This window comes from Methanobrevibacter sp. (assembly GCF_017539065.1).
In the GTDB taxonomy this organism is placed as follows: Archaea; Methanobacteriota; Methanobacteria; order Methanobacteriales; family Methanobacteriaceae; genus Methanocatella.
In genome coordinates, this window is record NZ_JAFYHP010000009.1 from 49,490 (window position 1) to 75,999 (window position 26,510).

General features: G+C 32.9%; 32 protein-coding genes. 25 read left to right on the top strand and 7 right to left on the bottom strand.

Annotated features, from left to right (window positions below):
* Positions 1 to 12: 12 nt before the first annotated feature.
* A complete protein-coding gene (locus IKS50_RS01460; RefSeq protein WP_292844234.1) occupies positions 13 to 312 on the bottom strand; it encodes a hypothetical protein in 300 nt (99 codons plus the stop codon).
* A 199-nt stretch (positions 313 to 511) separates the two neighbouring features.
* Between IKS50_RS01460 and IKS50_RS01465 the strand changes: the two genes are divergently transcribed.
* On the top strand, positions 512 to 1,726 hold the full coding sequence (locus IKS50_RS01465) for an ammonium transporter (RefSeq protein WP_292844236.1): 1,215 nt from the start codon (positions 512 to 514) through the stop codon (positions 1,724 to 1,726).
* 14 nt (positions 1,727 to 1,740) lie between these two features.
* Positions 1,741 to 2,079 carry a P-II family nitrogen regulator gene (locus IKS50_RS01470; protein WP_292844238.1) on the top strand — a complete coding sequence of 113 codons (339 nt, stop codon included), beginning with the start codon at positions 1,741 to 1,743 and terminating at the stop codon, positions 2,077 to 2,079.
* Between the two features lie 77 nt (positions 2,080 to 2,156).
* On the opposite strand, the gene IKS50_RS01475 is transcribed toward IKS50_RS01470, so the two are convergent.
* Together IKS50_RS01475 and aroD are read right to left on the bottom strand one after the other, a co-directional pair.
* Positions 2,157 to 2,759, bottom strand: a complete 603-nt coding sequence (locus tag IKS50_RS01475) for a S24 family peptidase (protein ID WP_292844240.1) — start codon at positions 2,757 to 2,759, stop codon at positions 2,157 to 2,159.
* A 5-nt stretch (positions 2,760 to 2,764) separates the two neighbouring features.
* Positions 2,765 to 3,442 carry a type I 3-dehydroquinate dehydratase gene (gene aroD / locus IKS50_RS01480; protein ID WP_292844242.1) on the bottom strand — a complete coding sequence of 226 codons (678 nt, stop codon included), beginning with the start codon at positions 3,440 to 3,442 and terminating at the stop codon, positions 2,765 to 2,767.
* 130 nt (positions 3,443 to 3,572) lie between these two features.
* Between aroD and IKS50_RS01485 the strand changes: the two genes are divergently transcribed.
* The 5 genes from IKS50_RS01485 to IKS50_RS01505 all read left to right on the top strand — a co-directional run bounded on the left by IKS50_RS01485 (position 3,573) and on the right by IKS50_RS01505 (position 7,022).
* Entirely contained in the window at positions 3,573 to 4,298 is a 726-nt protein-coding gene (locus tag IKS50_RS01485) for a hypothetical protein (RefSeq protein ID WP_292844244.1), read from the top strand.
* Between the two features lie 9 nt (positions 4,299 to 4,307).
* Positions 4,308 to 5,168, top strand: a complete 861-nt coding sequence (sucD, locus tag IKS50_RS01490; RefSeq protein WP_292844246.1) for a succinate--CoA ligase subunit alpha — start codon at positions 4,308 to 4,310, stop codon at positions 5,166 to 5,168.
* On the top strand, positions 5,168 to 6,370 hold the full coding sequence (hmgA, locus tag IKS50_RS01495) for a hydroxymethylglutaryl-CoA reductase (NADPH) (protein WP_292844248.1): 1,203 nt from the start codon (positions 5,168 to 5,170) through the stop codon (positions 6,368 to 6,370). Before sucD ends, hmgA begins: the two co-directional genes overlap by 1 nt.
* Before the next feature lies 1 nt (position 6,371).
* Positions 6,372 to 6,575, top strand: a complete 204-nt coding sequence (locus IKS50_RS01500) for a hypothetical protein (protein ID WP_292844250.1) — start codon at positions 6,372 to 6,374, stop codon at positions 6,573 to 6,575.
* A gap of 150 nt (positions 6,576 to 6,725) precedes the next feature.
* Positions 6,726 to 7,022, top strand: coding sequence for a TfoX/Sxy family protein (locus IKS50_RS01505; RefSeq protein WP_292844252.1), 297 nt, complete (start codon positions 6,726 to 6,728; stop codon positions 7,020 to 7,022).
* Between the two features lie 51 nt (positions 7,023 to 7,073).
* Here IKS50_RS01505 and IKS50_RS01510 read toward each other — a convergent pair whose 3' ends face one another.
* The 4 genes from IKS50_RS01510 to IKS50_RS01525 form a co-directional block, all read right to left on the bottom strand.
* Positions 7,074 to 7,514: a DUF116 domain-containing protein gene (locus tag IKS50_RS01510; protein WP_292844254.1), complete on the bottom strand. Its 441-nt coding sequence runs from the start codon at positions 7,512 to 7,514 to the stop codon at positions 7,074 to 7,076.
* Between the two features lie 209 nt (positions 7,515 to 7,723).
* Positions 7,724 to 8,176, bottom strand: a complete 453-nt coding sequence (locus tag IKS50_RS01515; RefSeq protein ID WP_292844256.1) for a hypothetical protein — start codon at positions 8,174 to 8,176, stop codon at positions 7,724 to 7,726.
* Positions 8,177 to 8,212: 36 nt separating this feature from the next.
* Entirely contained in the window at positions 8,213 to 8,368 is a 156-nt protein-coding gene (locus tag IKS50_RS01520; protein ID WP_165814026.1) for a hypothetical protein, read from the bottom strand.
* Positions 8,369 to 8,404: 36 nt separating this feature from the next.
* Positions 8,405 to 9,403 carry a tetratricopeptide repeat protein gene (locus IKS50_RS01525; protein ID WP_292844258.1) on the bottom strand — a complete coding sequence of 333 codons (999 nt, stop codon included), beginning with the start codon at positions 9,401 to 9,403 and terminating at the stop codon, positions 8,405 to 8,407.
* Positions 9,404 to 9,520: 117 nt separating this feature from the next.
* On the opposite strand from IKS50_RS01525, the gene thsA reads away from it, so the two are divergent.
* The 18 genes from thsA (at position 9,521) to spt4 (ending at position 26,504) form a co-directional block, all read left to right on the top strand.
* Positions 9,521 to 11,164 (top strand): thermosome subunit alpha, encoded by a 1,644-nt coding sequence (thsA, locus tag IKS50_RS01530; protein ID WP_292844260.1) that lies wholly within the window; start codon positions 9,521 to 9,523, stop codon positions 11,162 to 11,164.
* 419 nt (positions 11,165 to 11,583) lie between these two features.
* Positions 11,584 to 15,150: a transglutaminase domain-containing protein gene (locus IKS50_RS01535; protein WP_292844262.1), complete on the top strand. Its 3,567-nt coding sequence runs from the start codon at positions 11,584 to 11,586 to the stop codon at positions 15,148 to 15,150.
* Positions 15,151 to 15,258: 108 nt separating this feature from the next.
* The gene (locus IKS50_RS01540) at positions 15,259 to 15,972 is read left to right on the top strand and encodes a metal-dependent transcriptional regulator (protein WP_292844264.1); all 714 of its coding nucleotides are present in this window, start codon (positions 15,259 to 15,261) and stop codon (positions 15,970 to 15,972) included.
* A 96-nt stretch (positions 15,973 to 16,068) separates the two neighbouring features.
* Positions 16,069 to 16,584: a tRNA-intron lyase gene (gene endA / locus IKS50_RS01545; protein ID WP_292844266.1), complete on the top strand. Its 516-nt coding sequence runs from the start codon at positions 16,069 to 16,071 to the stop codon at positions 16,582 to 16,584.
* Positions 16,585 to 16,682: 98 nt separating this feature from the next.
* Positions 16,683 to 17,780, top strand: a complete 1,098-nt coding sequence (locus IKS50_RS01550) for a tryptophan--tRNA ligase (protein WP_292844268.1) — start codon at positions 16,683 to 16,685, stop codon at positions 17,778 to 17,780.
* Positions 17,780 to 18,391, top strand: a complete 612-nt coding sequence (locus tag IKS50_RS01555; RefSeq protein ID WP_292844270.1) for a stage II sporulation protein M — start codon at positions 17,780 to 17,782, stop codon at positions 18,389 to 18,391. Before IKS50_RS01550 ends, IKS50_RS01555 begins: the two co-directional genes overlap by 1 nt.
* Before the next feature lie 50 nt (positions 18,392 to 18,441).
* Positions 18,442 to 19,638, top strand: a complete 1,197-nt coding sequence (gene thrC / locus IKS50_RS01560) for a threonine synthase (protein WP_292844273.1) — start codon at positions 18,442 to 18,444, stop codon at positions 19,636 to 19,638.
* A gap of 246 nt (positions 19,639 to 19,884) precedes the next feature.
* Positions 19,885 to 20,085 carry a histone family protein gene (locus IKS50_RS01565; protein WP_116591162.1) on the top strand — a complete coding sequence of 67 codons (201 nt, stop codon included), beginning with the start codon at positions 19,885 to 19,887 and terminating at the stop codon, positions 20,083 to 20,085.
* A 466-nt stretch (positions 20,086 to 20,551) separates the two neighbouring features.
* Positions 20,552 to 20,920 carry a 50S ribosomal protein L7Ae gene (gene rpl7ae, locus IKS50_RS01570; RefSeq protein WP_292844275.1) on the top strand — a complete coding sequence of 123 codons (369 nt, stop codon included), beginning with the start codon at positions 20,552 to 20,554 and terminating at the stop codon, positions 20,918 to 20,920.
* 34 nt (positions 20,921 to 20,954) lie between these two features.
* A complete protein-coding gene (locus tag IKS50_RS01575) occupies positions 20,955 to 21,161 on the top strand; it encodes a 30S ribosomal protein S28e (protein WP_042692817.1) in 207 nt (68 codons plus the stop codon).
* A 14-nt stretch (positions 21,162 to 21,175) separates the two neighbouring features.
* A complete protein-coding gene (locus IKS50_RS01580; protein WP_292844278.1) occupies positions 21,176 to 21,337 on the top strand; it encodes a 50S ribosomal protein L24e in 162 nt (53 codons plus the stop codon).
* Positions 21,334 to 21,786 (top strand): nucleoside-diphosphate kinase, encoded by a 453-nt coding sequence (gene ndk / locus IKS50_RS01585; protein ID WP_292844281.1) that lies wholly within the window; start codon positions 21,334 to 21,336, stop codon positions 21,784 to 21,786. Before IKS50_RS01580 ends, ndk begins: the two co-directional genes overlap by 4 nt.
* A gap of 38 nt (positions 21,787 to 21,824) precedes the next feature.
* The gene (infB, locus tag IKS50_RS01590) at positions 21,825 to 23,615 is read left to right on the top strand and encodes a translation initiation factor IF-2 (protein WP_292844284.1); all 1,791 of its coding nucleotides are present in this window, start codon (positions 21,825 to 21,827) and stop codon (positions 23,613 to 23,615) included.
* 36 nt (positions 23,616 to 23,651) lie between these two features.
* Entirely contained in the window at positions 23,652 to 24,035 is a 384-nt protein-coding gene (locus tag IKS50_RS01595) for a 30S ribosomal protein S6e (protein ID WP_292844287.1), read from the top strand.
* Positions 24,036 to 24,089: 54 nt separating this feature from the next.
* Complete coding sequence (locus IKS50_RS01600; protein ID WP_292844290.1) at positions 24,090 to 25,304, top strand: translation initiation factor IF-2 subunit gamma; 1,215 nt, start codon at positions 24,090 to 24,092, stop codon at positions 25,302 to 25,304.
* 12 nt (positions 25,305 to 25,316) lie between these two features.
* The gene (locus IKS50_RS01605; protein WP_292844293.1) at positions 25,317 to 25,709 is read left to right on the top strand and encodes a PIN domain-containing protein; all 393 of its coding nucleotides are present in this window, start codon (positions 25,317 to 25,319) and stop codon (positions 25,707 to 25,709) included.
* Between the two features lie 37 nt (positions 25,710 to 25,746).
* Positions 25,747 to 26,325 carry a DNA-directed RNA polymerase gene (locus tag IKS50_RS01610; protein ID WP_292844296.1) on the top strand — a complete coding sequence of 193 codons (579 nt, stop codon included), beginning with the start codon at positions 25,747 to 25,749 and terminating at the stop codon, positions 26,323 to 26,325.
* Between the two features lie 2 nt (positions 26,326 to 26,327).
* On the top strand, positions 26,328 to 26,504 hold the full coding sequence (gene spt4 / locus IKS50_RS01615; protein ID WP_292844299.1) for a transcription elongation factor subunit Spt4: 177 nt from the start codon (positions 26,328 to 26,330) through the stop codon (positions 26,502 to 26,504).
* Positions 26,505 to 26,510 lie beyond the last annotated feature (6 nt).

A 26,510-nucleotide genomic window follows, 5' to 3' on the forward strand; every position in this document is an offset into this window, starting at 1 on the left:
ATCAGTCTTCCCCTAATTAAAATCAATTTCATCTATGCTGTTCGTCCAATTGTCTATTGTGTCCTCAATATCATTGGTTATATTGGAAAAAGTGCTATCAGTTGTATTGGTTGTATTAGTATCATTCTGAGGGATAACTGTCGGCACATAATAAATTTCTTGCGGTTCAAATGAATCATTTTCAATAGGTATTAATTTATATGAGTCATTATCTTCGTGTATTGTTAGTGTTGCGAATGCAGAACTAATACAAAATGCAATTATGGCTATAATAAAAAATACTATTAAATTTGCTTTAACTGAGCCTTTCATAATAACACTTTATTAATTTATACTATTATTATTTTTTTTAAAAGCTATTATTTAATAGTTTGCTAAAAATAAACTCTTTTCAATGTTTTTTTTATTTTTTGCAAAATGTTTATATATGATGACGATCAATCATAATATATCGGAAGTATACTTCCGACAGTATACTTCCGATTAATAAATTTAATAGAGTTTAGATAATATGGTTATGTTTAGTGCTGGTGACACTGCATGGATTCTTGTATGTACATTACTTGTGCTATTAATGAGTATTCCGGCAGTAGCATTTTTTTATGGAGGATTAAGTAAAAGAAAAAACGTTTTAAATACTATGTTTTTATCTTTCATTGCATTTTCAATAATCAGTATACTTTGGGTAATATTTGGTTATCAATTTGCATTTGGAAGTGATGTTAATGGATTAATAGGTTCACCAACCAATTTCTTCTTACAGGGAATTGGTCTGGATGATTTAAATGGAACAATTCCAACATTATTATTTGTAATGTTCCAATGTGCATTTGCAGGACTTACCTGTGCTATTCTGTCTGGTGCATTAGTTGGAAGAATGAAAACCAAAGCATGGGTAATTTTTGTCCCAATATGGGCATGCCTTGTATATGTTCCTGTAGCCCACTGGGTATGGGGCGGAGGATGGTTAATGCAGATGGGTGCACTTGACTTTGCAGGAGGTGCAGTAGTTCACATTAACTCAGGAATTTCCGCTCTGGCTGTAGCATTAGTTTTAGGTAAAAGGAAAAACGCTTCATTAATTCCACATAACTTAGGTTATGCAGTGCTCGGTGCTGCTCTACTATGGTTTGGATGGATGGGATTCAATGGAGGATCAGGTCTTGCCGCAGATGGACTTGCAGCAAATGCAATTATAGTGTCAAATGTGGCCGCAGCTATGGGTCTTATTGTTTGGACATTAATTGATGTGGTTAAAGTTGGAAACCCAACTGTTTTAGGCGCAATTTCCGGTGCTGTCGCAGGTTTAGTTGGAATCACTCCTGCTGCAGGATTTGTAGATGTATACGGCGCATTGATTATTGGTGCTGTAGCTCCGATAATATCCTACTATGCAATTAATTATTTAAAACCTAAACTTGGATACGACGATGCACTGGATGTATGGGGTATTCACGGTATGTCCGGTGTATGGGGAGCACTTGCAACAGGTATTTTTGCAGTTCCAGCCGTTGGAGGCGTAGCAGGATTAATTGCAGGAAACCCTAATCAGGTATTAATACAAATCATTAGTATTGTAGCTACAATTGTTTATTCATTTTTAGTAAGTTATGTAATAGCAAAAATACTCGATAAAACATTAAATGGTATTAGAGTTGAAGATCATGAAGAAATTGGAGGACTTGATTCCCACCTTCACAAAGAATCTGCTTATAACTTCAATTAAAGGAGGAATAGTTAATGAAACGTATTATTGCAATAGTCAGACCTGAAAAGTTTGATGATGTTAAAAATGAACTGGTCAAAGCGGGTTGTGAAGGAATGACCGTTTGCGAAGTCAAAGGAAGAGGAAGTCAAAGAGGAGTAAGAGAATCCTACAGAGGATCAAGTTATTGCATTGACTTAATTCCAAAGACACGTGTTGAGATTGTTGCTAAAGATGATGAACTGGAATTGTACATCGAGGCAATCAAAAAAGGAGCATATACCGGAAACATCGGTGACGGAAAAATATTCATACAACCTGTGGAAAATGTAATTAGGATACGTACTGGTGAAGACGGTGAAAAGGCCGTATAGATAATTACAATACTAATTTTCATTTGTCCCTATATTAGGAAAATAGTGCTTGGCATTATTTTCCTTTTTTTTTATTTTTAATATGATATTACAACACCATTAATATCAGAAATGTCTACCCAAGTTGAAATACCTTTTATTTGATATAATTCACCATTAATGAATTCATAAGAAATATTTTTGTTATCACTAACCAGGTGGATGTCATTGCCCTTAATCTGGTCAACTCTTTTTATAATTCCGCCATATTCTTCACTATCTGCCACAACGATATCTCCAACATGTATGTCGTGGGTTTTATTTACTAGTGCTGTTTGCCCATCTTTTAAAGTTGGAAGCATGGATGTTCCATCAACAGTCACGACAATAGGAATTTGATTTGGCCCAATGCTTGAATCAATATTAATATCAACATCTTCTAGACCATATTGATTGCAAATGTCCTCAATTCCATGCCTATAACTTGCAATATCACTGCCGGTATCATTCATAACCTCTAAAGTGTAGTCGCATATTTCATTGCTCAGGCCGGATTTGTCAATAGTGGAAAAGGAAGTAGTTTCAACGGTGACGTTTTCACCATCATTATAGATATCAATGGTATCATTGCCCAAAAACAAGATTCCAAAAAATATGATTAAAATAAGTATAACTATAGCTAAAACAATCTTTTTAGCCATTCAAATCACTCATCCATAATATTCAAATCCATATTTAGGAGAGCTTTCATTGTTTCAATGTCAATTTGCCCCGGTGCAGTCACGTCAGTTCCCGCTGCGAAAGTAATTGGTGAGTCAAATTTGGAAGCCATAATTCTGGTGTAACTTCCCAAATCACCCATAGAAATGGCAATTGTGTTTTCACAGTGTGAAAGGACTGCCAATATTGTTAAGGTATCTTCCAAATCCTGTGGCATGAATGCAACTTTAGCTATATCCCCTAATTCATGTTCCTTTTCAACAATGTAGAGGATTTCATTTAGGTCGGGTGTCTTTTCAAAATCATGGTAAGAGACAATTGTTTTAACGCCGGTGTCATGAATCTTATTAATGTATTCATCATTGCTTTGAAGTTCAATATCCACATAATCGGCCAAATCACAACATTCATATAATATATTGAATCTTTCTTCTTCTGTGCCTTTAAAAGAACCGCCTTCCGTGCTGATTCTATTTGTGGCAATTGTAGGGAAGTTGATCTCTTCGATTGTATTTCTGATTTCTGAAATATCCGGATTTTTAAGTGCATCTATTCTGAACTCCAATATGTCCGCACCTTTATCTATACAATCCTTTGCAACTTCAATAACCTCTTCGCATCTTTCTTGAAAGATAGGGATTGCGATTTTTGTTTGTGAATACATTACATTATAATATATTTATTACTATTATTAAGTTTTCTTAAAAACTTTATATAAATTAAAAAACATATTATATATCAATAAAATTTAAAAATTTTATTTATTTATTTAATCAATTATATAAGGTGTTAATTTGAAAATTACTGCTATAGGTGCAGATATATCAAAAAATGATGTATCTTGTAGCTCCGAGCTAGTAGAAGCTATTGAAAAAAACCTTCAAACTGTTAAAGACTTAGGTGCAAGAGATGTCGCATTAACAAATGTCACTGGAGATGATGTTGTAGTTAGTGCATTTGTGGAAGATGATTTGCTTGAGCCCGTTAATGAAGGTTTGGTCAACGTTTTAAAAATGAGTGCAGAAAATCTTGGAGATCTGTCCGGGATTTCCGATAATCCTGAAAATGCTGGGGAAGGAATATCCTATGCTGAAGCAAACATAAGGCCAGACAGGTATCCGGATGCTATTGTTTTAGGCTTCGATACATATGGGGGAGAACCATTTGTTGCAGATGTTGCAAACTCTGCGATTGAAGCGGCAAAAGGCATGAAAAATTGTACTGATGTATCGGATTTTATCGAGCCAAAGACAAGAAAAATTCCAGGTGTCGGTTATGTTTCACCTGAAACCGATGACCCTGTGGTTGTGGCAACTGTTGAAAACATAGAGTCTGTGGGTGTTATTGCAGGGGCCATGATAGGAGCTGCGCTTGGAAACAAAAACGTTTATTTGGTTAAAAGAGGGGCAACTTGCAATGTATTGCCGGGCAGTGTAATATTTTCAGCTACCGCTTTTATGAATGGAAATGTAATCGATTTGGCCGTTCCATTTGAAAATAAAACAAGAATATTAAGATAGGAGATAATTATGATTTTATTAAATGAAGATACAAAATGTATAGTTCAAGGAATCACCGGTAAACAAGGTTCATTCCATACAGAACAAATGTTAAAATACAATACTAATATTGTAGCAGGATTGACTCCGGGAAAAGGCGGTCAGGACTTTTTAGGAGTTCCAATTTTCAATTCCATGGAAGAAGCAACAGAAGAAGTTGATATCAACTCTTCAATAATATTTGTTCCAGCAAGATTTGCAAAGGATGCTGCATTTGAAGCAATCAGACATTTGGATTTGGTTGTTATCATTTCTGAACATATTCCTGTCCATGACAGCATGAAAATCATGGCATATGCAAAGGAAATGGGCACCACAATCATAGGTCCAAACACTCCTGGAGTCATCTCTCCGGGCGTCGGCAAATTAGGTATTATGCCAACCCACATCTTTGCTGAAGGAAATGTTGGAGTAATCTCAAGAAGCGGTACATTAACTTATGAGATTGCAAGTGAACTCACTAATGCTGGAATTGGCCAAAGTACAGCTGTTGGTATTGGTGGGGACCCTGTAACCGGAGACAATTATGTCGATATCTTAACAAGATTTGAAAAAGATGATCAAACCGATGCCGTTGTCTTAATCGGTGAAATCGGAGGAACTGCAGAAGAAAGGGCAGGTAAATTCATTGCAGAAGAAATGTCAAAACCTGTAGTATCATATATTGCAGGAAGAACAGCACCACCAGGCAAAAGAATGGGACATGCTGGAGCTATCATCCAAGGAAATTCCGGTACTGTTGAAAGTAAAACCAAAGCTTTGAATGAAGCTGGTGTTGAAGTAGCTAAAAAACCATCTGAAATTGTAGATTTACTTAAAAAGGTTATGTAATGTCAAATCAGGAAATTATTGATAAATTATTAAATGGCGAAATGAAACTTTATCAAGTTGATAAAGAAGTATCCGCCAAAGAAGCAACTGATATTAGAAGAGAATTTTTAGAACAGAAATATGATTTAGATTTAACCAATATCTCAAATTATACTTTGGATATGGAAAGGGCTTCTGCAAGAAATATAGAAAACTCAATTGGAGTATTGCAACTTCCAATGGGTATTGCAGGTCCATTAAAAATTAATGGAGAATATTGTAATCGTGAAGTTTTTGTTCCACTTGCAACTTCTGAAGGGGCATTAGTCGCATCAGTTAATAGAGGCGCATCAACAATAACCGCTTCCGGCGGCGTTAATGCAAGAGTAGTTTCAGATATTATGACTCGTGCACCCGCAATCAAATGTAATGGTGTTAACGAGGCATTAAAAATAAAACAATGGTTTATTGATAATTTCGATGAATTGAAAGAAATTGCGGAATCTACTACTTCTCATGGAAAATTAATTAAAATTGATCCTATCTTAATTGTTGGAAGCTATGTTTTCCCGAGATTCGTTTTCTCAACAGGGGACAGTATGGGAATGAATATGGTAACAATAGCTTCTGAAAAAATCTTAGATAAATTAGCTAATGAAACCACAGCAACCCACATTGCATTAAGTGGTAATGTCTGTGTTGATAAAAAACCGGCTGCTATTAACATTGTTGAAGGAAGAGGAAAAAGTGTTATAGCAGACATATTAGTGCCAAAAGATATTGTGGCCAAAAAGTTAAAAACCACAGCAGAAGCAATTGTTGAGGTGAACACTGCTAAAAACTTAATTGGTTCAGCAGCTAGCGGATCCCTTGCATTTAATGCTCACTATGCTAACATGGTTGCAGCAATATTTTTAGCAACAGGCCAGGATGCGGCACATGTTGTTGAAGGGTCTTTAGGCATTACAACTGCTGAAAATCGTGATGGGGATTTATACTTCTCAGTAAACTTGCCTGATTTGCCAATTGCAACCGTCGGTGGAGGAACCAGTTTGGAAGTTGCTCATGAGGGATTGGAAATCCTTGGTGTTGCAGGTTCTGGCAAGGCACGTGAATTTGCAGAAATTGTTGCATCAACCGTTTTAGCAGGGGAATTGTCATTGGTTGGAGCACTAGCAGCAGGACACCTTGCAAGAGCGCATCAGGAACTTGGAAGAGGATAATATGGATGATTTGCTTGATGCTTTATATCCTGAAATAACCCTTGAGACTGATGATATCATAATGTCAATATCCGTTAAGAAAGATTATTCTGAAATTGAAGATTTGGATAAAAGAAAAGAGGAATTCATTAATGATTTGAAAGCATTTATAGATGAATTCAGTGAAACTCCTGAATCTCGTGCTTTCATGGCTTATTTTGATTAGTATTGTAGTCAGTGAAAATTTACATTAAATTACTAATATTTTCATGAATTAAAATTAGTGGTGATGTTTTCCTGGATTAATATTTGAATAGCTGAACTCAATCGTTAATGTTAATATTAATTTTGCAAACCATAACTATAAATCTTAAAAATGCCAAATTTCTTAAAAAAGATAATTATTGGATGTATTGAAATGGGTGAACTATCTAAACTTCCGAATATTGGCAAAGTAGTTGAAGAACAATTAAATGAAGTTGGAATAAACACTGTCGATGACCTGATTGATATTGGCAGTAAAGAAGCATGGTTAAAAATTAAAGAAATTGATGACAGCGCATGCATAAATAGATTGATGGCACTTGAAGGAGCTATACAGAATATTCGTTGGCATGACTTATCTGAAGATGATAAAAATAATTTAAAAGAGTTTTATAATAACTTTAAATAAATATAAACTAACGTTGGTTTCATATGTTATGTTTCCAACAAGATATGAAAGTTAGTATTTTGAATCTATTTTTTCAAATACTTTTTTAACATTTACTTTTGTTTCAAAACAGCCTGTTTTTTCAAGCAAAACTCCTTGAGGGTAAAAATTAGAAAGAAGCATCATCATCTGATTCAAATCTTCATGACAGGCTACGCCGAGTATTGCCTTGAATTTGTTTTCCATAACTATTTTTTTAACGAAGCTTGATCCTGGAACGACATATATTTTATAACCCAATGGTTCGGCTTTCTTTTTGATAACTCCAATGGAACATAATCCGCATTCAGTACAATTCAATCCTTCTTTTTGAAGTGTTGCAGGACAGTCCTTATGTCTTAAACAGTGAGGCAAGAAAATCAATGTTTCCTCGGCAGGTATTTTCTTGTATTGCTCTTTGTTTAAGTCATTCCTTACTTTAATGGCAATATCGTCAATTAAATTATCATCCATATTTAAAAAACGGGCTATTGTTTTAAGAGGGGAATACAATAGGTCAACTATATACAACAGAAATCTAGGAAATTTTATCTGGTTCCTTTTAGCCATTATGAGGGCTAAAATCGAAAATATGATTATTAATATTATAATTATAATTATTAGAAAAACCACCAATTGTCCCAAAAACATATAGAAAGAATCGATAAACAACATAGTTCAACCTAAAATTTTTCAATAGTATAATTATCAAAGTCCTTATTCAATGCAACACCAGTAGGTGTTTTTGCTATTTCAAGTCCGGAGAGGCTGTCACATGAACATAAAACATTCTGTTCAGGATGTGTTCCAGGAGTAATATTGCAATTTAGGTTTACCCTATCTCCTATTGAGATTACTGTTTCTAAAAGCCTTGTTGACGGATGGTCTTTGTTTAAGATAACGAGTGGGGATGATTCTTCACGACTAAGATAAGCCTGTGAGCGAATAGCTCTTTTGTCCTTTTTGAAGTTGGATACAGCGATAATATCATCGGGTTCTAAAAATTGAACTATTTCCTCATTGTCTTGGGTTGCAATAAATAACATTTTGTTTTCATAAGCTACTTTTACAACTCCAACCATTCCGGTTTCGCCTTCAAGAAATAGTATTTCATCATCTTTAAAATCAATATTCATATTATCACTAAAAAATAAAAAAAGAGAGTAAGTAATTTACTCTGCAAGTTCTACATTGTCACTTTGACAAGATGGACAAACGACTTTTTTTCCAAGTCCTTTAAAGGAATTTCCACAGTCTTTGCAATGGTATTTTTTGGTTTTCAATTTTTTCAAATCAATATCGGCCATTGGCCCTCCGCTTGAACACATAATGTATCACCTTGTTATATAATATATTATTATATATTATTTAATTATATTCATTTTTTCGAGTATTTTTTCATCATTTGTTGCATCGAATTTAAGCTCTAAAAAATATAATAATTGATTGGGCAAGTTATTCCTTTCACATTCATCAATCAATTCATCTAAACATTCTAAAATGAATGGATTTGGCCCTATTTGGATATTTTTATTTTTGATTATGTCAATGCATTCGTTTAAGGTCAATTCTATATTTCCTTTGGATTGAATAAATTTGATTTCAGCATATGCGAGGGGGCTCGCTTCATATTCCATACTATAGGTATATAATGCTAATGCAGGTTTCATTTGGTTTTCTTCCACATAATAATGTCCAAGGTTTCTGTAGCATCTTGCAATGTCCTGCGGAAGGTATGCATATTTTAAGGCATCTGATGTGCGGATTATGAATTCATTGAAGGTGTAGGTGTGCACCTTATATATCTCGCACAGCTCCAGGATAATTCTGGCGGAAACTGGATTAATCTTAATCGCTTTTCTTAGATACTCCTCTGCCTTTTCATATTGCTGTGTTTCAAGAAGCAGAAATCCGTAAACATAATATAGGTCAAGCAAAGGCTGATTGTCCGGAATGTATCTCAATTCCTTTTTCAAACCGATATACTTTCTGAAAATCATCTCCTCCAGGGGGTTTGTGAAGTAGTGGTATTCGCTTACCTTGTCGTCTTCAAACATTCCTGGAAATGTTTCCATGAAATCATCCAATTTTTTAAGGGGGGTTTCATAATTTCCGTTTTCGACATCGAAATAAATGTCATTCAGGATGTCCATTATCGGATTTTCCTTTTCGGAAATTTCTATAAATTCCTGCTTTTCGTCTTCGCTCAGGCAGTCCCACATCATTCTGGAAATTTCCTTGATTATCTCCTTATTGTACGGATGGTCTTTATAGACTTCTATCTGGCTTGAAAGGTATTTTCTGTTTAAATCCTTGTTTGATCCCAGGTTTGATTTGATTTCTGTTATAATCTCTTCGTACATTAACACACCTAAAGTTACTTTAAGGGGTAATGTTTTTATATTACCTCTTACCTATTTTAGTATGTATAAAAACTTAGTTTTATATTTTATTTAAAAAATTTTTAAGGTGATTATTAAATGGCAAATCAACCAATATTTATCCTTCCTGAAGGGACTGAAAGATATTCAAAAAGAGATGCTTTAAGAATGAATATCACAGCTGCTAAAGTATTGGCAGGTATTGTAAGAACCACTCTCGGTCCTAAAGGAATGGACAAAATGTTAGTTACTTCTTTAGGTGATGTTACTGTCACCAACGATGGCGCAACCATCATGAGAGAAATGGAAATTAACCAACCTGCAGCTAGAATGCTTGTTGAAACTGCAAAAAAACAAGAGGAAATTGTTGGAGATGGAACTACTTCTGTCGTTGTTATTGCAGGTGAATTATTAGCTAAAGCTGAAGAATTATTAGAAGATGGAATTGCAACATCTGTTGTTGTAAAAGGATACAGAAATGCAACTGCAAAAGCAGTGGAACTTATAAAGGATATTGCAATTGATGCGGATGATAAAGAAACTCTTAAAAAAGTAGCAGTTACTGCAATGAGTGGAAAAGGTTCAGATTATGCAAAAGAACACCTGGCAGACCTTGTAGTAGAAGCAGCATTAAGAATCAAAGAGGATGGAAAATCCGACATTGACAATATTAACATTCAAAGGGTTTCAGGCGATTCTGTAGAAGATTCATTCTTGGCAGAAGGTATTATTATTGATAAAGCTCCTGTATCCAAAAGCATGCCTAAAGATGTTAAAGATGCAAAAATTGCTATCATGAAATATCCTATTGAATTAAAAGACATTAATACTGATACCAAAATCGATATAACCAGCCCTGATCAATTCGAAGCATTCCTCAAAAAAGAAGAAGACATGATAAAAGAGTTAGTTGCCAAAATCGTTGACTCAGGCGCTAATGTATTATTCTGTCAAAAAGGTATTGATGATATGGCAGAACACTACATTAAAAAAGCAGGAATTATGGCTTTCAAACGTGTTAAAAAATCTGACATGGAAAGAATTGAAAAAGCTACTGGAGCTAAACTTGTAACTGATATCGAAGACTTGTCAGAAGATAAATTAGGTTATGCAGGCCATGTATATCTTGATAAAATATTTGACCACGAACTAACCTTAATCGAAGAATGTGAAAATCCGAAAGCTTCCTCAATTGTCTTAAGAGGCAGTACCCGTTATGTCACAGAACAAATTGCAAGAGCTATTGATGATGCATTAGGAGTAGTTGCAGCAACCATCGAAGAAGGTAAAGTTCTCATTGGTGGAGGAGCTTGTGAAATTGATTTGGTAAAACAATTAAGAGAATATGGTGAATCTGTAAGTGGAAGAGAACAATTGGCTATCTTAAAATATGCTGAAGCATTAGAAGTTATTCCAAGAACATTAATTGAAAATGCAGGTTTAGACACCATTAACTTAATTGCTGATTTGAAAGCAGCCCATGAAGACAATCCATTCATTGGAATTAATGTATTCGAAGGCAAAGTAGTTGACATGAAAGATGCTGGTGTCATCGAACCTTTAAGGGTAAAAATCCAAGCACTTCAATCAGCTAGTGAAGCTACTGAAATGATCTTGCGTATTGATGATATGATTGCAGCAAGAAATGCATTAAATTCCACCGGACCTGATGAGTCTGGAAATGATGATAGTGGTATGCCTCCAATGCCTGGCGGTATGGGCGGAATGCCTCCTATGATGTAAAATTTGTAAAAAATTTTACACTTTTTCTTTTTTTTATTATTTTTGCTTATTTTTCAAAATTCTTTATTAAACGTATTGTTTTTTATTCTAACTTAACTTAAATCAATAGTTTTGATTAATATAACTTTTTATCATGCTCTATTTTATTTAATAATCTTTAACATTACAGTTTTAAGTTTCATATATTTAAGTTAGTTAAAAAATGATTTCATTTCATTAAATCTTTTTAAAACCTAATTCAAAAAGAATTTTACTTTATAGTAAATATTCATGAAGTTTTAAGTTTATTTTTAAAAATTAAACTCATTTAATTAGATTTAGCAAATAAAAAGGTTTATATAAGATATTTTTAATAAATATTTCTACAAGCGAGATTTTTCTCGTGATGTTTAAAAAAATTGTTATGGAGGTAAATTATTTTGAACAAAAAAATATTACTCACTTTCTTAATGATGTTCACTATTGTTTTATCAGTTAGTGCAATTTCAGCAAGTGATGTTAATGTTACAGATTCATATGCTACCAGCTTAGTAGATGACACATCAGATGTTTCAGTCCCAATGGAGAATACTGCTGATTCATCAGAGATTTCTGTATCAAGTGATTCAAATGTTGATAATGATTCATCTAAAGTTTCTCTATCAAGTGAAGAAGTTTTAGAATCTGAAGATTCAAATATTTTATCAACTAACTCAGACAGTGATAATCTTTCAAATAGTGATGATGGGATTACTGCTCTTTCATTATCTAATCAAGATGAAATTAGCGGTGATGTTTCTTCAAAAATAGATGTATCTAAGACAATCACTGCGAAAGATATTACTAAATATTATAAGGGAAGCGCTTCATATACTGCAACTTTCTTAGATGCAAACGGTAATCCATTAGCTAATACTAATGTTAAGATTACAGTTAATGGTGTGACATACACTGAAAAAACAAATGCAAAAGGGGTGGCTTCTTTAGCGATAAATCTCAAACCAGGTAATTATAAGGTCACTGCAAAAAATCCTATAACTGGTTATAGTCTAACAACAACTTTTACAGTTTTATCTACTATTACTGCTAGTGATATTTCTAAAGTTTATACAGATGGTAGAAAATTCACTGCAAAATTCTTCAAAAGTAATGGTAAGGTATTAGCTAATAAGAAAATTAAATTTGAAATTGACGGTCAAACTTATAAAGTGAAAACTGATTCGAAAGGAGTGGCAAGTTTATCTTTAGTTAATCTTAAAAAAGGAACTTATAAAATTATTTCATATAATAAGGATGGTTTAACTAAAACTAACACAGTTAAAGTAGTTAAGTCAACCACTACTTCATTGACTACAAAGGATTACCTTTTCCTTACAGGAGATTCAAAAACTATCAAAGTTAAATTACTCAATAAATTCGGATATGCTCCGGGTAAAGGTAAGATAGTCACATTTAAGATTAATGGTAAGACATATTCTGCTAAAACCAATAAAAATGGTAATGCTAAACTTAAATTGCCGTCTTTAAAGGCAGGCCAATATATTGTCAAGTATAAATTCGAAGGCAATAATTTTTATAAAGCATCTAGCGCCAAGAATTATGTAACCATTATCTCAAGTAAAGATCCTACTTTTACAGTTAAAAGCACTACTACAATGGGTCATGGTGCAAACACCCCATTCAAAGTTGCTTTAACTTCAGGTGGAGTTCCTTTGGCAAAGAAAACTGTTACACTCAAAATTAATGGAAATTCATATACTAAAACAACAGATAATGATGGTATGGTATCTTTAGCTATTAATTTGCCTGTTGGCAAATATAGCATTACATACACTAATAAAGCTGAATCTAAACTTAATTCAAAAACAGGTTCAACCACTATTACAGTTAAAGAAAGATCACCTACCACTGTCACATGGAAAAGCGGAACTTCTGTATATCAAGGTTCACAAACATTTAAAGTTTTATTAGAAAATTCAAATAAAAAAGCATTATCTGGCAAAACTCTTAAATTAACTGTAAACTCAAAAACATATACTGCAAAAACCGATTCAAGCGGTTATGCAAAATTCACAGTGAATGTTAACCCAGGTAATTACACAGTTTCATTCAAATATGAAGCTACTGGAGATAATGATAATGCTCCAAGTTCTGGAACTGCAAAAATTTCTGTAAATAGAAAAACCACTAATGGATATGGTTATTGGTTATTTGGAGGCGACATGAAAAAAGTCAATTTAGACACATTGGCTTCTAAAGGAACCAGTGACATATTCTTAAATTATTATGCAATTCAAGCTCACGGCAAATCCGCCGTCGAATCATGGATTGCTAAAGCTAATGGTTTAGGAATTAATGTCCATATTTGGATGCAAACATTTTATGACGGTTCATGGATAAATCCAATCAAAAATGGAAACGTTAATACAGATCACTTTAATAAAGTAATTAATGATGCTCTTAGTTATGCTAAAATTAAGGGTGTTGCAGGTATCCACTTTGATTACATGAGATATCCTGGAACTGCTTATCAAACCAGTGGCGGAACTGAAGCAATTACTCAATTTATAAAACAAGCTTCTACAGCTCTCCATAATTATAATTCAAAACTCATCGTTTCATGTGCTTTAATGCCTGAAACAAGCAGCAACGAATATTATTATGGTCAGGATGTTGAACAAATTAGTAAGTACGTAGATGTTATCATTCCAATGATTTACAAAGGAAATTATAGATCTTCAACCAATTGGATTAAAACCACTACTAAATGGTTTGTTGACCATTCAAATGGTGCTAAAGTTTGGGGTGGTTTGCAAGGTTATAAATCAGATGATGATGTTACAAAATTGTCTCTAAGTGAAATCACAAAAGATTCACAAGCAGTACTTAATAGTAACGGTGTGGGTGTCATAATATTCAGATGGGGAGTAACTAATCTCGTTAATTTTAATTCATTAACTACCTCTGCATCTTCAACAGGCACTCTTGGTTCTAGTGATGATTCAAGTTCTGCAGCTACACCTGCAACTGGAACTAGCACCACAGCTAAAACAATATCCATTAAAAATATTATTACAGGAGCTACTAATTTAAAGAATTATTATCAAAATAATAATGCTCTTCCGAATACAGTTACTGCAGGAGGAGTTGTATTCAAATTGCCGGAATTCTTGTATTTGATGAGTGAGGCAATTTATCAAATTGGTAATTCCAATATGAAGGATATTGCTTATATTACTGGTGTATCCAATCCAAGTTCTCCATTTGGAGATTCAGCCAATATGCAAGTAACCACAGAAAATTATTTAACTTGGGCAAATAATGTTGCAAAATTCATTAAGAATAATAAACAAGCACCTAATTATGCAACTGTTTCAGATAAAAGGATTGTTTATTCTGAAGTAGTCGATGCGTTTTCACGTATTTTAGCATTTTACGGTACTAATTCCATGTTGCCAAATTATGTAACCGTTGTTACTTCTAGTGGAGGAGACAGCAGTATTAGTGTTTCCGTCACTGGCAAAGGGGTTAATGAGGTAAATACAGATACTTCTTTAAGCAAATATCTTAAAGCAACAACCAATTGTCAAGTTAATAATGCAGATATTCAAGCTAAAGCAACTGCGTTAACTAAAGGTTTAACAACCGATATTGCAAAAGCTAAAGCTATATTCAACTGGGTAAGAGATTCTGTTTCATATAGTTTCTATTATGATACTAAATATGGTGCGGTTAATACATTGAAATATAAATCTGCAAATTGTGTAGATCATTCACATTTATTAATAGCATTATATAGGGCTGCTGGCCTTCCAGCAAGATATGTGCATGGTACCTGTAAGTTCTCAAGTGGAAGTACTTACGGTCATGTATGGGCTCAAGTATTGGTGGATGGAAAATGGTATGTTGCAGATGCAACCAGTTCTAGAAACTCTTTAGGATCAGTAGCTAATTGGAATACAAATTCATTTACCTTAAAAGGTATTTATACTAGTTTGTCATTCTAATTACTATTTTTCTTTTTTTATTTTTTTAAAATCTTTATTTAGGTTTACCAAAACTTTTTTATACTTTTAATTATATAATTTTAAACAGTATATTATTAGGTGACTTTCATGGCTGAAGCTAAAATAAGTGACAATATTGAAGAATATTTGGAAGTTCTTTATCGTAATGGAAGTAACAAAGAGCAAGTTTCTACAACTCAATTATCAAAAGATTTGGGCATTGCTCCAGGTAGTGTAACTCAAATGCTTAAAAAATTAGAGGATTTAGGTTATATTTCATACACTCCATATAAAGGAGCTACTTTAACTGATGAAGGATTGAGAATTGCTCAGAAAATTACAAGAAAACATAGAATTTTAGAAAAATTTTTATCAGACATCTTGAAAGTTAAGGAAGAAAATGTTCACAGTCAAGCTTGTGAAATGGAACATACTTTATCTGATGAAGCTGAAAGAGCACTATGTACCATGTTGCATCATCCAGACTTATGTCCTGATGAAAAATTAATTCCTGCTTGTGATTTTGAATTTAGTAGCTGTAATGAATGTTTCTCACAAAAAGATTTTGACCAAATTATCAACAGAAAATTTAATCTATTATCTGTTTCTGAGTTAAATGGAAGTGCTGAAGGTACAATTTCTTTTATTCGTGGGACTAATGAGCTTTTAGATGAAATCACCGAAAAGGGTATTAAAGTTGGTCAAACTCTAAAATATGAATTTAACGAAAACCGCATTGGCAATAACTATTTAGTTATTATTGATGATGAAGAGTTAAACATTCCAGCAGAAATGGCTAATAATATTTTTATTAGAGTTTAACTTTTACAATTCTTTTTTTTTACAAAAATTTTATATAATATTTATTTCAAAATTATAAGCATTAAATATAATTTGTTTCTTTTTGTGGTGTTTTTAATGCGTGGAAATTTGTCTAATGGCATTGTTTCAATTAAAATTGAAGAAGGAAGTAAAAAACCTATAGCTTTACATGAAAAAAGTAAGTTTGGTAAAATTGAAGCCGATTTCCTGATGCTTTCCTTAATTGAAGCTTCTTATTTGCAAGAAAATGGTCGTTTAAATATTTATGAAGACGGCACTGAATGCACCACAGGTTATTTAATTGACCTTCTCAAACAAGAAGAACTTTATGGCAAATATGTTGTTTATCGTGATTTAAAAAACAGAGGTTTTGTCATTAAAACCGGTTTTAAATATGGTTCAGATTTTAGGCTATATGATCGTCGAGGGGGTCCGGGTATGGGACATTCTGAATATCTAGTTAAAATCATTTTTGAAAATTATGATATTAATGCGCTTGATTTTGCAAGTTACATGAGAGTTTCTCATGGTGTTAATAAAAAACTTCTTTTAGCAATTGTTGATGAGGACTTTGACATAACCTATTATAATGTGGAATGGACAAGACCATAAGTTTAATTAAAGAAATCATTTATATTTTAATATACTTTTATACATATGATTATAATTATTAATTATAAATTTAATTTAACAGCATTAGTGGTGATAAAATGGCAGATTTAATTAATCCATGGGCATCATTTAGCCTAGATTATGACAAGTTAGTTAATCAATTTGGAATTGGTAAAATTTCTGATGTTATTGGGGATGTTAAAAATCCTCAAATATTAATGAAAAGGGGAGTAATTTTTGGACACAGGGAATTTGGAGAAATTGTTAATTTAATCAATCAAAACAAGGATTTTGCAGTTGTAACCGGAATGATGCCAAGTGGCCAAATGCACATTGGTCATAAGATGGTCGTAGACCAAATTAAATGGTATCAGGATATGGGTGCAATGTTGTCCTTACCAATTGCAGACTTAGAGGCTTATGCCGCACGGGACATGAGCTTTGAAAAAGGCCGTGAAATTGCAGTAAATGAATATTTAACAAACTGGATTGCATTAGGGCTCGACCTTGAAAAAGATAACGTTAACGTTTATTTACAATCTCAGAATAATTTGTTAAAAAATTTAGCGTTTAAAGCTTCAATCAAAACTAATTTCAGCCAACTTAAGGCAATCTACGGTTTTGAAAATTCAACAAATATTGCACATGTACAAGCACCACTCTTCCAGGTTGCAGATATTTTACTTCCACAAATTGAAGAGTTTGGAGGTCCAAAAAAGGTTGTAGTTCCAGTAGGAATCGACCAAGACCCTCATATTAGATTAACAAGAGATATTGCACATAAACTCAATGAAGAAGAGGGATTCATATCCCCGGCTTCCACATACCACAGGTTCTTAACAGGACTTACTGGAGATAAGATGAGCAGTTCAAAGCCATCCACTGCAATTTATCTAAATGACGATACTAAAACTGCTGTTAAAAAAGTCAAATCTGCAAAAACCGGTGGAAGAGAAACATTAAAAGAGCAAGAAGAATTAGGTGGAGAAGTCGATAAATGCGTAATATATGAAATGTTATTATATCATTTCATCGACGATGATTCAGAACTTGAAAAAATCAGAAATGAATGTTTAAACGGAACATTGCGCTGCGGCGAATGTAAAGTCAGAACTGCCGAGTTGATGGAAAAATTCATGGATGATTTACATGAAAAGCAAGTTGAAGCATCTGAAATTGCTAAAACATTGATATAATGTTAAATGAAGTTAAATTAGCATTCAGCGAGAATAAATTAGCTATTATATCAGCAATAGCTATTCTTTTCATTTCTTTAATTTTAGGTTATTTTTTAGAACCTTATTTGCATAGCTTTTTAGATCCCCTAGTCGATGATTTAACTCACAAAGTCCAAACTGGGGTTATTAAATTAACCTTTCAAAGCATTTTCTTTAATAATATTCAAATTGTATTTGCAATGTTTATTTATGGATTATTCTTATGCCTTTCAGCAGTTATATTGGCTTTTAATGGATTTTTTGTAGGTTATTATGTGGCAACAACCGATAATTTATTTCAGACATTGCTGTTAATCATACCTCATGGTATTTTTGAGTTTTCCTCATGCATCATTGCTTGTGCATCTGGTTTTGTTTTATTTAACTTCCTATATAAATTCCTTAAAACATTAAATGACCAGGAAAATGGTCCGGTTAAAGAACTATTGTCAATATCGTTCAATGCAAGTTCTGAAAAATTAAAACAAGCAATTATCTTACTTATAATTGCTTCGATTTTAATGGCAATTGCAGGTTTTGTTGAAGCATATTTGACCCTTCCAATTGCGAATTTTATTAATTCCATCTAATGTTAATTAATTTTATATAGAATAATTAAAAAAATATATGTAGTGATTTTATGATAAGATGTGTTTCATGTGGAGAAGAATATGATGATGATGAAGTAATCTATACTTGTGAAAAGTGTGGATCTGTACTTGAACTCGTTAATGATATAGATGTTTCTAAAGATGTTTTTGAGGGTAGAAGAGATAATTTATGGAAATTTAAAGAATGCATTCCAGTAGATGAGTCAAAAATCGTTTCTCTTGATGAAGGGGGAACTCCATTCTGTAAGTGTGATAAATTAGGCGATGAACTTGGAGTAAACCTATATGTGAAAGTTGAAGGTTCCAACCCTACAGGAAGTTTTAAAGACAGAGGAATGACTGTCGGAATGACTAAAGCAATGGAATTAGGAGTGCACACCGTAGGTTGCGCTTCAACCGGTAACACTTCCGCATCACTTTCAGCTTATGCGGCTCGTGCAGGATTACGCTGTATTGTATTTTTACCTTCTGGAAAAGTTGCACTTGGAAAATTAGCACAGGCAATGTTCCATGGCGCTGAAGTAATGTCTATTAATGGAAACTTTGATGAAGCACTTGAAGCTATGACTGCTCTAGCATTAGAAAAACATCTTTACTTATTAAATTCAATCAACCCATATAGATTAGAGGGACAAAAAACAATAGGTTATGAAATTGTTCGTGATCTCGGTTGGCAAGCTCCTGACAGAATTATTTTGCCTGTGGGTAATGCAGGGAATATTTCAGCTATTTGGAAAGGAGTTAAAGAGTTTTATGATGCAGGATTTATTAAAGATTTACCAATGATGACTGGTATTCAAGCGGAAGGCGCATGTCCTGTAACAAATGCATTTAAAAAAGGAGACAGACGTGTTGTGCCTGTAGAAAATCCAGAGACAATTGCAACAGCAATACGTATCGGTGCTCCGGTCAGCGATATCAAAGCTTTAAATGCGATTTATGATTCAAATGGTTATTCCGAAACAGTAACAGATGAAGAAATCCTTGATGCACAAAAATTACTTGCAAGAACAGAGGGTATTGGTGTCGAGCCTGCTTCAGCGGCTTCTATTGCAGGTCTTAAAAAACTTGTTGACGAAGGCGTAATTGATAAAGGCGAAACAATCACCTGTGTTGTTACTGGACACTTACTTAAAGATCCTAATACTGCTATTGATGCATGTACCCAACCTACACAGGTTGATGCGGATATAGATACTTTAAGAGAGATTTTAATGAACAAATAAATTTTGCTTTAAATCTCTTTTAATTTTAATTTTTTCTTTTAATTCGTTTATATTCTAACATAAATTATACTTTTTTTATTTAAGGGAATGTATGAAAAACATTTTCGAATATATTACTGTCACTATTTATGTAATAATATCATGGTTGTTAATGTTGAAATTATTGAAAATCACCGATGTACCACCAATAGATTTATATATAAGCAAATTAAAACTATTATTAACAAAATAAATGAGGTGTATAATATGAGTGAATTACCAATTGCTCCTGTAGGCAGAATCCTTAAAAATGCTGGTGCACAAAGAGTAAGTGATGACGCAAAAATCGCTTTAACCGAAGCTATTGAAGATTGCGGTAACGAAATCGCTCAAAAAGCTGTCGGATTTGCTCGCCACGCTGGTAGGAAAACTGTTAAAGCAGAAGACATTAAATTAGCAATCAAATAGATTTATTATTTGTTTTTCAAATATAAATTTATTCTATTTTTTTTACTTTTTTTCATTTTTTCTATGATTTATTTTTATTAGTTCAAAAATAACTAAATTAAAGCTATTTTTACAAACATTTATATACTATACAAACTAATCTAATAGTGTCTAGTTCTCTAGAATTATTTCATTAATTACTAAATTTTTATTTTTAGTTTTGCTAAAAATTATATGAAATTCAGAAGTATTTGTATTGAAAGTCTAATCCCCCTTATTTTTTCTTATGGGATTATATTTAGTGATATATGAATTATTCAAGAATTAGTATTATTAAAAACTATATTAAATTATTCATCTATTGGATAATTTGAGTAATTTCTATAGTTAAAATAATAACTATATAATTACATTATATTATGATTCAAAATGGATTATAATATCTGCCGATGGATGGCATAGCCAGATGAAAAAGGAGGTATATATTATGGCAAACATTTATGTAAAATTTGATACACCAGAAGAATTAGCTAAACAAGCTGAAGAAGCATTAGAAACCGCACAAGCTACTGGTAAAGTAGCAAAAGGTACTAACGAAGTAACCAAATTCATCGAAAGAGGAGATGCAGCATTAGTTGTTATCGCAGAAGATGTTGATCCTGCTGAAATCGTTGCACACATTCCTGTTCTCGCTGATGAAAAAGAAATTCCTTACGTATACTTACCTACTAAAGAACAAGTAGGTGTAGCTGCAGGTTTAACTGTTGGTACTGCTTCCGCATGTATTGTTGATGCTGGTGACGCAGAAGCTGCTGTTAGTGAAATCGTAGAAAAAGTTGCTGAATTAAAAGAATAGGTAAATTCTTTTAAGGATTTTTACGGTGATTTAAATGGAAGAAGGAACTCCTGCTGAAGTCATTGAAGTTTTAAAAAGAACTGGTATGACTGGTGAGGTAATGCAAATTAAATGCAGAATCCTCGATGGTAGAGATAAAGGAAGAATTTTAACAAGAAACATTATGGGTCCTGTAAGAGAAGGCGACATTTTAATGTTACTTGATACAATTAGAGAAGCTAAGGAAATTAGAACTCCTTAAGAAGGTGTAAAAGCATGAGAACTTGTTCATTCTGTCATAAAGAAATAGAAGAAGGTACAGGAAAAATGTACGTTAAAAGAGATGGTACAATTTATTTCTTTTGTAGCAGCAAATGTGAGAAAAATATGATTAAACTCGGTAGAGTTTCAAGAAAAGTTAAATGGGTTAAAGAATGATTCAAAAAAGTTTTGTTATGATGAAACCAGACGCTGTTCAAAGACGTCTCATGGGTAAAATATTGTCCCGTTTTGAAGAAAAAGGACTTCAAATCGTTGCATGTAAATTAATTCACATTGATGAAGATTTAGCAAAAACTCATTATGGAGAACACGCTGAAAAACCATTTTTCCCAAGTTTAGTTGAGTATATTACTTCTTCACCATCCCTTGCTATGGTTATTCAAGGAGAAGAAGCTATTACCACTATTAGGAAAATTGTTGGTGCAACAAATCCTTTAGAAGCAGATCTTGGAACTATTAGAGGAGACTTTGGTATGAATACAGGCAGAAATATTATTCATGCTTCAGATGCTCCTGAGTCTGCAGAAAGAGAAATTAGCCTTTTCTTTAATGAAGATGAAATTTGCGATTATCAAATTGTCGATAACGATTTAATTTATGAATAAATTTAGATTTTAAAAATTTTATTATTAAAGAAGATATTATGAAAATCAGATCCCCAATTGTATCAGTTTTAGGGCATGTAGACCATGGAAAAACTACATTATTAGATTACATTAGAGGTAGTACTATTGCAGATAAAGAGGCAGGTGGTATTACACAACATATTGGTGCTACAGAAATACCTAACGATACTATTGAAGAAATCTGTGGGAATTTTATATCCAGATTAACTATCAAAGATTTAATCCCAGGATTATTCTTCATTGATACTCCTGGTCACGCAGCATTTACCAGTTTAAGAAAACGTGGTGGTGCATTAGCTGATTTAGCAGTATTGATTGTTGATATTAATGATGGTTTTAAACCACAAACATATGAAGCGTTAAACATTCTTAAAATGTATAAGACTCCATTTATTGTAGTTGCTAATAAAATCGACATGTTATTCGGTTGGGAAGTACATGAAGGAGTTTCATTTAAAGAGTCTTTCAATCAACAAGCTCCAAGTGTCCAACAAAATTTAGACACTAAGGTTTATGAGATTGTAGGCACTCTTCACAAAGAGGGTTTCCAATCTGAAAGATTTGATAGAGTCAGTAATTTTGCTTCACAGATTAGTATTATACCAATTAGTGCTAGGTCTGGTGAAGGGATTATTGAAGTTTTGGCAATGCTTTTAGGGCTTGCTCAAGAATATTTAACCGAACAACTGGAAATCAATGAAGACGCTCCTGCTAAAGGTACTGTTTTAGAGATTAAAGAAGAAGTAGGATTGGGTCTCACTATTGATAGTATTATTTATGATGGTGTTTTACGAACTAATGATGAAATTGCTTTAATGACTTCTTCAAATGAAGTTTTAAAAACTAAAATCAGGTCTATTTTAAGACCGCTTCCACTTGAGGAAATGAGAGATTCTAAAAAGAAATTCCAAAAATTTGATGAAGTTGTAGCGGCTGCAGGTATTAAAATAGCTGCTCCTAATTTAGATGATGTTGTTTCTGGTTCTCCACTTAGAGTTTTAAGTGATAAGGAAAATGTGGAAGAAGAAATACTTAAAGAGATTGAAGATATTACAATAAGTACTGAAGATGAAGGTATTTTAGTTAAAGCAGATACATTAGGTTCTCTTGAAGCTATTGTTAAATTGTTAAGAGAATTAGAAATCCCTATTCGTGAAGCGGACATTGGTGATGTTAATCGTAGAGATATAATTAATTCATCCATTGCTTTAAATGAAAATGATGCACATGGAGCAATCATTGCATTTAATGTTAATGTTAATCAGAATTCTGCTGAAGATTTGGAAAATTCAGATGTTAAACTCTTTAAAGGAGATGTAATTTATCAAATTATTGAAGACTATGAAGCATGGATTGATGAAATGGAACAAGCTAAGAAAAAAGCATTTTATGATGCAATCATTAAACCTGCAAAATTCATGTCTTTACCTAAATTAGTTTTCCGTCAAAGTAAACCTGCAATCATTGGAATTGAATCAATTAGCGGTACTGTTAAACAAGGTCAAACAGTGATTAATAAAAATGGCGAATATGTTGGCGTAATAGCTAGTATGGAAGATAAAGGCGAAACATTACCTTCTATCCCTAGAGGCCAAAGAGTTGCTATGGCTATTAAGGATGCAATTGTTGGAAAACATTTCGATGAGGGGGATGAATTATATGTTGATGTCCCTGAAAAACATTATAAGTTCATTGAAAGGGAATTTAAAGATAAATTAACAGAAGATGAATTTGAAACTTTATATGAATTTGTTGAAATTAAACGTAAACAGGATCCAGATTGGGGTAAATTTGGTCTTTTTGAATAATAAATTATTGTGATAAAATAATCAAGGAGGAATACCATGGCATTCAAAGTTGTTGTATCTCAAAAAGCTGAAACTTATCAAATGGAAGTCGAAGATACTAAATCTCTCAATGGATTAGTCATCGGTGAAGAATTTGATGGTGGAATCGTTGGTTTAGATGGATACACTTTAAAAATTACCGGCGGTAGTGATAAAAATGGTTTCACTATGAAAAAAGATGTTTCAGGTACTAGAAGAATCAAAAGTTTATTAACTGGTGGTACTGGTTATCATCCTAAAGCTGATGGTGTTAAAAGAAGAAAAACTGTAAGAGGAAACACTATTGCTGAGGATATTGTACAAATCAATACTATTGTTACTAAAGCTGGAAGTAAATCAATAGCTGATATTCTTGGTGCTGGTGAAGAAGAGGAAGAATAGTTTTACTATTTTTTCTTAATTATACTTTAAAATTATAAAAAAAGGTGGTTATCTGTGAACGTACAGTCAGATGTTAACATAGGTTTAGTTGGTCACGTAGACCATGGTAAGACTACTCTTACTAAAGCATTATCAGGTGTATGGACTGACACTCACAGTGAAGAAACAAAAAGAGGTATTTCAATCCGTTTAGGTTATGCTGACATTGAATTTAGAAAATGTCCTGAATGCGATGAACCTGAATGTTACACTACTTCTGAAAAATGTGAAATCTGTGGGAGTGAAACTGAATTAATAAGAAAAGTATCTTTTGTTGATGCTCCAGGTCACGAAACTCTTATGGCAACTATGTTATCTGGTGCTGCAATTATGGATGGTGCAGTGTTAGTAATTGCTGCAAATGAGTCTTGTCCACAACCACAAACTAAAGAGCACCTTATGGCACTTGATGTTATAGGTGTTAAAGACGTTATAGTAGTTCAAAATAAAATTGATATTGTTTCAAAAGAAAGAGCTATTGAAAGTTATAATGAAATAAAGGAATTTGTTAAAGGTACTTGTGCCGAAGATGCTTTAATAATACCTGTATCTGCTCAACAAGGCGCTAACATGGATATATTAATCGAAGCTATGCTTAAACAAATTCAACCTCCGGAAAGGAATGTTGATAATTCTGCATTAATGCATGTTGCTAGGTCATTCGATATTAATAAACCTGGTTCTGGTGCTGATAAAATTAAAGGAGGAGTTATTGGTGGTACATTAGTCCAAGGTACCCTTAAACTTGGTGATACTATTGAAATTAGACCTGGTCCTACTAATAATGGTAGTAGGGTAACATTAAAGTCAGAGATTATCGGTCTTGAAGCTAATGGTAAACAAGTTGAAGAAATTGGTCCTGGAGGACTTGTCGGTATTGCAACCAAATTAGATCCGTCTTTAACTAAATCAGATTCATTATCCGGAACTGTCGCTGGTGAAGAGGATACTTTACCGGATGTCTTAGATGCTTTTTCCATGGAAGCAAATTTACTTGACCGTGTTGTAGGAACTAAAGAGGAACGTGATGTTGCTCCAATTAAAATTAAAGAGCCTTTAATGATTAATTGTGGAACTACAACCACTATTGGTATTGTTACATCAGCTAAGAAAAATGATGTTGACGTAACTCTTAAATTACCGGTATGTGCTAGTCCGGGAGATAGAGTCGCTTTAAGTCGTAGAGTAGGTGCTCGTTGGAGATTAATCGGTTACGGTATTATAAAATAGAGGGAAAAAATAATGGACTCTAAAGAAGTTGTAATAGATACCAATTTTTTTATGGTTCCTTTTCAGTTCAATGTGGACATTATCACTGAACTTGAAAATTTATTACCTTCTTATAAATTAACTACTCCAAGCTTTGTTATCAATGAATTGAAGGGTTTGAAAAGAAATTCTAAAGGAAAAGTAAGGTTAAATGCAAATTTGGCCTTGAAATTAGCTAATTCTTCAAAAGTTGAAATAAAGGATATTTCATTACTGGAAAATGAAACTGTGGATGATGCGTTACTGAGAGTTTCAGAAGTTTTAGCTACAAATGATATAGAGTTAAAAAATCGTGCAAAAAATAAAGGGATAACAATAGTATATCTAAGACAAAAAAAATATATTGCTGTTGAAGGTAAAATATAATATTAATTAAACTTATTAAAAAAAATGAGGGATTATTTTGTATTATAAAACAAAAATTGAGGACATTGTAAGAATACCACCTTACAGATTTGAAGATCCTCTCGAAGAAGTTGCAATTAAAACCTTAAATGAAACTTATGAAGGTCGTTTAGACAAAAAACTTGGTTTACTCATTTGTGTTAATGAAATTGAAGATATTGGTGAAGGAAAACTTATTATGGGTGATGGTGCTTCATATCATAAAGTTACTTTCAACGCTATTTTCTTTAAACCAGAACAACATGAGATCTTTAATGGTGAAATTATAGATATTGCTGATTACGGTGCTTTTGTGAGAATTGGAGCTATGGATGGTTTAATCCATGTTTCACAAGTAACTGATGATTATATAAATTATGATGCTAAAAGACAAGCTTTAATCGCAAAAGAATCTAGTAAAACTTTAGATGTTGGTGACTTAGTAAGAGCTAGGGCAGTTAGTGTTTCTATTAAAGATGAATCTACTAACAGTATGGAAAATCATAGAAATTCCAAGATTCCTCTCACTATGAGACAAACTAATTTAGGTAGATTCGAATGGATTGAAGAAGCAAAACAAAAAAGTATGAAGGGTTAAGAATGAAAGCTTGTACAGTTTGTAAAATGATTTCAAATAAAGATCACTGTCCTAGTTGCGGAAATCCTACTTCAGACAACTGGAGCGGTCTTTTAATTATAACTGATCCTGATGAGTCCAGAATAGCTCGTGAATTGAATATTGAAATTCCAGGAGAATATTGCTTAAGAGTAAGATAGGTGTTA